Genomic DNA, 2,896 nt, shown 5'->3' with positions numbered 1-2,896 from the left:
CCCGACACAGATATTGAAACCGCTATAGAGTCCTATATTGAAGATGCGGACTCTCACGCATCCGAGCGAGAGCGTAAACGCATACTCCCACAGTTTGTTGAAATACTGAACTCTGAAGGAATAGAGTTAGAAACAGTTGAAGACATTCACCCCGACCACATCAGCATTTACTCCACCAATCGCAAAAACTCAGGAGTTAGAGAAGCAACCATCAGCAACGAAATAAACCCTATACAGGGTTTAACCCGCAAATACAACCACTTTGATTTTCTAAACCTATTCAATAAATCAGACCTCAAACTCAACACTAACACGGTTATACAGGACTCTGATAAAGTACCTCACATAAAAACAGATGAGTACATTAAAATGCTCCAATCTACGGATTCACTACGCAACGAATGTATTCTCCGAATTTTATGGGAAACAGGAGTTAGAAGGTCGGAATGTTCAAAAATAGATATTGAAGATATAGATTTCAACGAAAATAAAATCACAATTGATTCAGCAAAATCTAACGACACCCGTTCTGTATGGTTTGATTTCAGTACAGAGCAAAAACTCAGAACATACATCAATAGACACCGAGACACAATATACCCAAATCCAGAAACAGATGCCCTCTTTATCAACTGGCAGGGAACACGGCTAACACCTCATGCGATTAATTCTAATATCGTTAAAATCGCAGAAAGAAGTGGCGTTCAGGATTCACTCGGAGAAAACGCAAAAGGTGACTCTCTCAACAGAGTAACAGCCCATTCATTCAGACACAGTTTTGCGGTACAGAGACTTCAGAATGGATGCTCGATAAAGTACATCGCAGATATGCTCGGAAACACCGTTAAAACGACAGCAAACACCTATTTACAAACAGACGACGAAGACATTAAAGAGCAAAATGAGAGATACAGACCGAAGGTCTATTCCACATCTCAGATAGAGTCGGAGTAGATAACAGAGATTTTTACTATGTTGTATGTTAACATAGTATAGTTATATTATAGCTTCTAGAAGAGTTAATGTATTACATCATACCCTGTATGTAATTGTAACACCTATATGTTCGTTATATTTCTAAAACCGCAGTAAGGAAGGCTGTTCCCTGTTATCTACTATGGAGTTGCTCGGTGTGTTATCCTTTGACAGTATTACAATTACATTAGGGGTAACACATCATACATTGGGGTAAAGGTTGTCTGATTCAACAGAAAACTACTGTATGATTGAAATATATGTATGATAATTACACTATGGGTATTACATCATACATTGGGGTAAAGCCCCTGTGAAAAAAATTAGTTGCCCTGCTGTTCCTGAACCCAACTTCTGACTTCATTGATTTCATCGGAAGGGTCTTCGGTTGCGTTTAGCACGACTTTATCGCCTGTGTTGTGGAGGAGTTCTGTTTCCTCTACGATGAATTCGAATAGGTCGTTTGGGTCTCCCACGAGTGCTTTATTCTTAAACATTTGAACCCATCGGTTAGGGTTAGTGTTGTTCTGATAGAGGCGTTCTACCATCATAATGACCTCTTCTTCTCTCTCTTTCTGTGCTTCGTTGAGGTTTTTGAGTCTGTTCTCAATTTTTTGTTTTTCTTCCTGCTTCTCTTCGAGTGTCTGCTTCTGTTCTGCGAGGTCTTCCTGAATTTCGTTCAGTTGCTCCTGAAGTTGTTCTTCCGCTGACATTTCCATCGCTTTTCGCTCTTCTCTCAGGAGTCTGTTAACCAACCCGCTGAAGTTGTCTACTGCGTTTTCTACCCATTCTTCGTTATCCTGATGAATTAGAATTGTCTTTCGTTTGCTCATTGCGTTAGTTATGTTAGGGGGTAGGTATTAAAAGTGTTACTTTTGGCATAATGTAATACCTCTTTATACGGAGATTGCAAAGTCTTATACGGGCGGGTATCTAAATGTTAGATTTATGATACAAACAGAAAGCATGTCTGAAAGTGGTACAGAGTTTAAAACAGGTTTGGAAGCGTGGGACGAACAAATTAAGAACACTCTCTCGTATGTTGTTCTCGATGAGTGCGAGGGGCAGGCTGGAAATTATACGATGTGGGATGCGTGGCAGGATTCCATGCGGCGGGCTAAGACGGTTTCACATAGTAGAGAGTGGGAGAATAAGGCGATTGAGATTTCGAGTTTGTAACGATTGACGACCTTCTGACTGAACTTTTTTATTTTGACTTCAACCTGACAGCGGCTGTCATGTCATTTCTCGCTCCGACACCGCACCGCAAATTTAGTATCTTCGATACTAATTTGCTATACCGATAGGGTGAGATAGCGATAATAGTGCCAGTCTGGTCTGGGTTACTATACTGGGAGTGCGGGCTGAGTAGCATAGCCCGATATACACACTCTCAAAATCAGGGTCAAGGGTGGAAAATAGAAGGCTGGATAGTCATCAGCGGATAATACAACCCATCTTCTCGCTTCTTCACAAATCCATCCTGCTGAAGGTCTCTAACACACCTTCTCACCGTCCGTTCAGAAACTCCGTATGTATGTTCTGCGAGTTCTGAAACTGTGAACCCACGCCGCTGTTCTTCCGTCCATACTGCTATGCTCGTGAGAACTGTGAGAAAGTTCTGCCTTGTATCAGACATAGAATAGTATCTCGAATACAACCCCATATAATCTCTTCAGATAACAACAGACCAAAACCAAAACATTTATATAAAAATATCTTTATTAAGAATGGTACTATGTATGACAAAATAGACATAGAAAATTTTGTTGAAAAGATTGCTAAAGTAGAGACAGTAGCGGTTACAGTGTCTAAAAGCGGTGTTCAGGAAGGTATAATAATTCTTACAATACATGGTGTAGATGGAGAAGATGTACCCGACGAGATATCCCAAGCCTCCGAGGTCTCCGTGCGTGGAGTC

General features: G+C 40.8%; 4 protein-coding genes. 2 read left to right on the top strand and 2 right to left on the bottom strand.

Translation table 11 applies throughout. The features are described from left to right. The coding region (locus tag C446_RS18675) for a tyrosine-type recombinase/integrase (protein ID WP_152419399.1) at window positions 1-954 on the top strand (954 nt) is incomplete at its 5' end. A gap of 344 nt (window positions 955-1,298) precedes the next feature. Here the strand turns inward: C446_RS18675 and C446_RS07305 are convergent. Continuing rightward, window positions 1,299-1,808, bottom strand: coding sequence for a hypothetical protein (locus tag C446_RS07305; protein ID WP_006672445.1), 510 nt, complete (start codon window positions 1,806-1,808; stop codon window positions 1,299-1,301). A gap of 572 nt (window positions 1,809-2,380) precedes the next feature. Then, complete coding sequence (locus tag C446_RS18670) at window positions 2,381-2,614, bottom strand: DeoR family transcriptional regulator (RefSeq protein ID WP_159483882.1); 234 nt, start codon at window positions 2,612-2,614, stop codon at window positions 2,381-2,383. Between the two features lie 99 nt (window positions 2,615-2,713). On the opposite strand from C446_RS18670, the gene C446_RS18665 reads away from it, so the two are divergent. Continuing rightward, window positions 2,714-2,896: hypothetical protein (locus tag C446_RS18665; protein ID WP_152419397.1), on the top strand; the 183-nt coding region annotated here is incomplete at its 3' end.

It is taken from the genome of Halobiforma nitratireducens JCM 10879, from assembly GCF_000337895.1.
Lineage (GTDB): Archaea > Halobacteriota > Halobacteria > Halobacteriales > Natrialbaceae > Natronobacterium > Natronobacterium nitratireducens.
The sequence above is the reverse complement of the archived record's forward strand: the minus strand, read 5'-3'. Positions and strand labels throughout refer to the sequence as shown.

What these genes read in the sequence shown, in the direction of transcription:
- C446_RS07305 (WP_006672445.1), bottom strand. Translation starts at nt 1,808, where the DNA reads ATGAGCAAACGAAAGACAATTCTAATTCATCAGGATAACGAAGAATGG.
- C446_RS18670 (WP_159483882.1), bottom strand. Translation starts at nt 2,614, where the DNA reads ATGTCTGATACAAGGCAGAACTTTCTCACAGTTCTCACGAGCATAGCA.